A 4,840-nucleotide genomic window follows, 5' to 3' on the forward strand; every position below is an offset into this window, starting at 1 on the left:
CCTTGAGAAGAGTGTTGTTATCTTCTTTAGACGGATATGCAATAACTTCATTGAGAATTGAAGGTGTTGAGCATGAATTTTCAACGATTGAAGGTGTAGTAGAAGATGTAACTGAAATCATTCTTAACTTGAAGCAAATGCGTTTCAAGCAGCAGATTGAAGATACAGATAATGAAACTGTTGTTTTATCTCTTACTGGTAAGGAAGAGTTGACTGCCGGTGATTTTCAAAACTTTATTTCAGGTTTTCAGGTATTGAACCCTGAGCTTGTAATCTGTCGTATGGAGCCTTCTGTAAAGATTGACATGGAAATTTCAATCGAAAAAGGAAGAGGGTTTGTATTGGCTGAAGAGAACAAAAAAGTATCAGCTCCTCTTGGAACGATCTTTATTGATTCTATTTACACACCAATCAAAAATGTAAAATACGCAGTTGAAAACTTTCGTGTTGAGCAAAAGACAGATTATGAAAAATTAGTTTTTGACATCATCACTGATGGTTCTATTACTCCAAAAGATGCTTTAACAGAAGCGGCGAAAATATTAATTCACCATTTCATGTTATTCTCTGATGAAAGAATCACTTTAGAAGCGGATGAAATTGCAAAGACTGAGACCTATGATGAGGAATCATTGCATATGAGACAATTGCTGAAGACTAGATTGATCGACATGGATCTTTCTGTAAGAGCTTTGAACTGTTTGAAAGCAGCTGAAGTTGATACATTAGGTGATTTAGTTTCATTCAACAAGAGTGATTTGATGAAGTTTAGAAATTTTGGTAAGAAATCACTTACTGAATTGGATGAGCTTGTAAACAACAAAGGCTTGACCTTTGGAATGGATTTAACAAAATACAAATTAGATAAGGAGTAAATTTGTTATTGAATTAGCAAATTTTTAATAGCCAAGTGAAAGATGAGACACGGAAAGAAATTTAATCATTTAAGTAGAAAAACGGCACATAGAAAAGCTATGTTGGCCAATATGGCTTGTTCATTAATTGAACACAAGCGTATAAATACAACTGTTGCTAAAGCAAAGGCATTGCGTCAATATGTTGAACCTTTAATTACAAAATCAAAAGAAGATTCTACACATAACAGAAGAATCGTTTTTAGTAGTTTAAGAGACAAATATGCAGTTTCTGAATTGTTTAGAGATGTAGCAGTAAAAGTTGGAGACAGACCAGGAGGTTATGTTAGAATCATAAAATTAGGAAATCGTCAAGGTGATAATGCACCTATGGCAATGGTAGAATTGGTTGATTACAACGAAATTTACAATCCGAAAGCTAAGAAGAAAAAAGCGACAAGAAGAAGAGGTGGTAAAAAAGCCGCTCCTGCTGCTGTTGCTGCTGAAACTGCAGTTGAGGAAAAAGTAGAAGAAGCAAAATCACAAGATGCTGAAAATAAGGATGAAGCATAAATTTGATTTTAAAGATTGAACCTAAAAAAGGATAAGCTAAATTTTAGCTTATCCTTTTTTTTTGAATAAAAAAGAAATTATATTTTTCAGAAAGTTTAAAACAGACTAATTATTTTAAGAAAATGAAATACGAAGCACGCAAAAAAGCAATTTTGATCTTAAAGGACGGCACGATGTTCGAAGGGAAATCAGTTGGAATCGATGGTACTGCAGTTGGTGAGATATGTTTTAATACAGGAACCACAGGGTATCAGGAAATCTTTACGGATCCTTCTTATTATGGACAGTTAATGGTTACGACCAATGCACATATTGGAAACTACGGTATCAATGCTGAAGAAGAAGAGTCGGAAGGAATTAAAATAGCAGGATTGGTTTGTAGGAATTTTAGTTTTGATTATTCAAGGATCAATGCTGAGGAAGATTTATTGACGTATTTCAAAAAGCAAAATTTTGTTGCTATTTCTGATATTGATACACGTGCTTTGGTAAGGTACATAAGGGATAAGGGAGCTATGAATGCCATTATCTCTACAGATACTGATATAGAATCCTTGAAAAAGCAGCTCGAGTCTGTTCCTTCTATGGACGGATTGGAACTGGCATCACAAGTGTCAACAAAAGAGCCTTATACGGTTGGAAATGAGAATGCTACTTATAAAATTGCAGCATTAGACATTGGTATTAAAAGGAATATCTTGAGGAATCTTACACAGAGAGATTGCTATGTGAAAGTCTTCCCTTATGATGCTTCGTTTGAAGATTTAAGTAGTTTTAACCCTGACGGATACTTTTTATCAAACGGACCTGGAGATCCGACTCCTTTAGAAAATGCTCAGAAACTCGCAAAAGAGATCGTTGATAAAGACCTTCCTTTATTTGGTATTTGTCTCGGTCATCAGGTAATTGCCCTGGCACATGATATTCCAACGTATAAAATGCACAATGGTCACAGAGGGATCAACCACCCGGTAAAGAACCTGTTGACAGGAAAAGGAGAGATTACCTCTCAGAATCATGGGTTTGTAGTTGATAAATCTGCGGTAGAAGCACACGATGTACTTGAAATGACTCATGAACATTTAAACGATCAGAGTCTGGCGGGAATGCGAGTGAAAGATAAAAACTGTTTTTCTGTTCAGTACCATCCGGAAGCCAGTCCGGGTCCTCATGATTCTTCTTATTTATTCGATCAGTTTATTGAGATGATCAAAGCATCTAAGTAATAATTTGAAGGACAGGAATCACCGAAAACGATATCGTACTTTAATGAAGTATTAGGATATAAAACCTTTAATATTTCGTAAATTTACATCAGTAAAAACAATTAAAATCAAATTAAAATGAGCATTATATTAGACATTCATGCAAGACAAATATTCGACTCCAGAGGAAACCCTACTGTTGAGGTTGATGTGATCACCGAAAATGGTGTAATGGGAAGAGCAGCTGTGCCTTCAGGAGCTTCTACGGGAGAACATGAGGCAGTGGAATTAAGAGACGGTGGTGACGACTATATGGGGAAAGGTGTCTTAAAGGCAGTGGAGAATGTAAATGAAATAATCGCCAAAGAAGTTATTGGATATTCAGTGTTTGAACAAAATACTATCGATCAGATCATGATCGAATTAGACGGAACTCCAAACAAGGCGAAATTAGGTGCAAATGCAATTTTGGGAGTTTCATTGGCAGCAGCAAAGGCGGCAGCGAATGAATTAAACCAGCCATTGTATCGTTACGTTGGTGGTGTGAGCGCTAATACCTTACCGGTACCTATGATGAATATTGTAAATGGTGGATCTCATTCGGATGCTCCGATTGCATTTCAGGAATTTATGGTGATGCCTGTAAAAGCAAAAAACTTTTCTCATGCTATTAAAATGGGTAGTGAGATATTCCATAACCTTAAAAAATTATTACATGATCGTGGTTTGAACACAGCGGTTGGTGATGAAGGAGGATTTGCTCCTACTTTTGACGGTACTGAAGATGCTCTTGATACCATTATTAAAGCGATTTCTGAAGCAGGATATAAAGCTGGTGATGATGTGATGTTGGCCTTGGATTGTGCTGCTGCAGAATTTTACAAGGATGGTAAGTATGATTACACCATTTTTGAAGGAGATAAAGGTGTGGTTAGAACCAGTGAAGAGCAAGCTGTATATATCGCAGAATTGGCCGCTAAGTACCCTATTATTTCGATTGAAGACGGAATGGATGAAAATGACTGGGATGGTTGGAAATCATTGACAGAGAAAATTGGAGATAAAGTTCAGTTGGTAGGTGATGACCTTTTTGTTACCAATGTAGAGAGATTAGGAAAAGGAATTGACAATGACATCGCGAACTCCATCTTGATTAAGGTAAATCAGATCGGAACCTTGACGGAAACGATTGCAGCCGTTAATATGGCGCATAGTGCAGGGTACACTTCAGTAATGTCTCACCGTTCAGGAGAAACTGAAGACAACACCATTGCTGATTTAGCCGTAGCATTGAATACAGGTCAGATCAAAACAGGTTCTGCTTCAAGAAGTGATCGTATGGCTAAATACAATCAGTTGTTAAGAATTGAAGAAGAATTACACAGCACTGCTTATTATCCACAATTAAACGCTTTTAAAGTAGGATAATTTTAACGGATAAATAGATAGAAAAGCTGAATGAAAATTCAGCTTTTTTTATTGGATATTACTTCTTTGTTTAATCGGAATTTTGGCAGTTATTTCGTAATTTCGCAACAGTAAGAAAATATTAAAAATTAAATACATTAATACCTATGTCAGAAGTAGCAAAGTTGATTGTTAACGGGCAAGAATATGAATTTCCAATCGTTGTCGGAACCGAGAACGAGGTAGCGATAAATGTAAAAACTTTACGTGCCGTTACCAATGGAATAATCACAATTGATTCTGGATTTAAGAATACTGGGTCTTGTGAAAGTAAGATAACATTTCTAGATGGAGAAAAGGGCATTTTACGTCATAGAGGTTATGCCATTGAGGAATTGACTAAGAAAGCCAGTTTTTTAGAGGTGGCCTATATGATCATTTTTGGAGAGTTACCGACCAAGGAGCAGTATGCTAAGTGGGAAAAGGATATCAAGTATCATCAACTTTTGAATGAGGAGATGAAAGATATTATCGATGGTTTCCCTAAAAAAGCACATCCAATGGGAATGCTTTCATCATTAACTTCTGCGTTAACTGCTTTTAATCCGGCTACGGTCGATATTACAAAAGAGGAGCAGGTATATGATGCCATTACAAAGTTAATGGGAAAATTCCCTGTTATTGCAGCTTGGGCGCATAGTAAAAACTTGGGTACCCCACTTAATTATGGAGATAATTCTCTTGACTATATAGAGAATATCATGCAAATGATGTTTAGGATTCCAACGGAAAAGTACGTAC

5 protein-coding genes are annotated in these 4,840 nt (G+C 36.2%); all 5 read left to right on the top strand.

What is annotated here, in order from left to right; translation table 11 throughout:
- Positions 1-875: DNA-directed RNA polymerase subunit alpha (locus ACR2MV_RS11045; RefSeq protein ID WP_434021973.1), on the top strand; the 875-nt coding region annotated here is incomplete at its 5' end.
- 42 nt (positions 876-917) lie between these two features.
- Positions 918-1,427 (top strand): 50S ribosomal protein L17, encoded by a 510-nt coding sequence (gene rplQ / locus ACR2MV_RS11050; protein WP_434021974.1) that lies wholly within the window; start codon positions 918-920, stop codon positions 1,425-1,427.
- A 122-nt stretch (positions 1,428-1,549) separates the two neighbouring features.
- The gene (carA, locus tag ACR2MV_RS11055) at positions 1,550-2,653 is read left to right on the top strand and encodes a glutamine-hydrolyzing carbamoyl-phosphate synthase small subunit (protein WP_434021975.1); all 1,104 of its coding nucleotides are present in this window, start codon (positions 1,550-1,552) and stop codon (positions 2,651-2,653) included.
- Positions 2,654-2,770: 117 nt separating this feature from the next.
- The gene (eno, locus tag ACR2MV_RS11060) at positions 2,771-4,060 is read left to right on the top strand and encodes a phosphopyruvate hydratase (RefSeq protein WP_434021976.1); all 1,290 of its coding nucleotides are present in this window, start codon (positions 2,771-2,773) and stop codon (positions 4,058-4,060) included.
- Between the two features lie 146 nt (positions 4,061-4,206).
- Positions 4,207-4,840: citrate/2-methylcitrate synthase (locus tag ACR2MV_RS11065; protein ID WP_434021977.1), on the top strand; the 634-nt coding region annotated here is incomplete at its 3' end.

The sequence above is a fragment of the Lutimonas sp. genome, assembly GCF_051011215.1.
Taxonomy (GTDB): Bacteria; Bacteroidota; Bacteroidia; order Flavobacteriales; family Flavobacteriaceae; genus Lutimonas.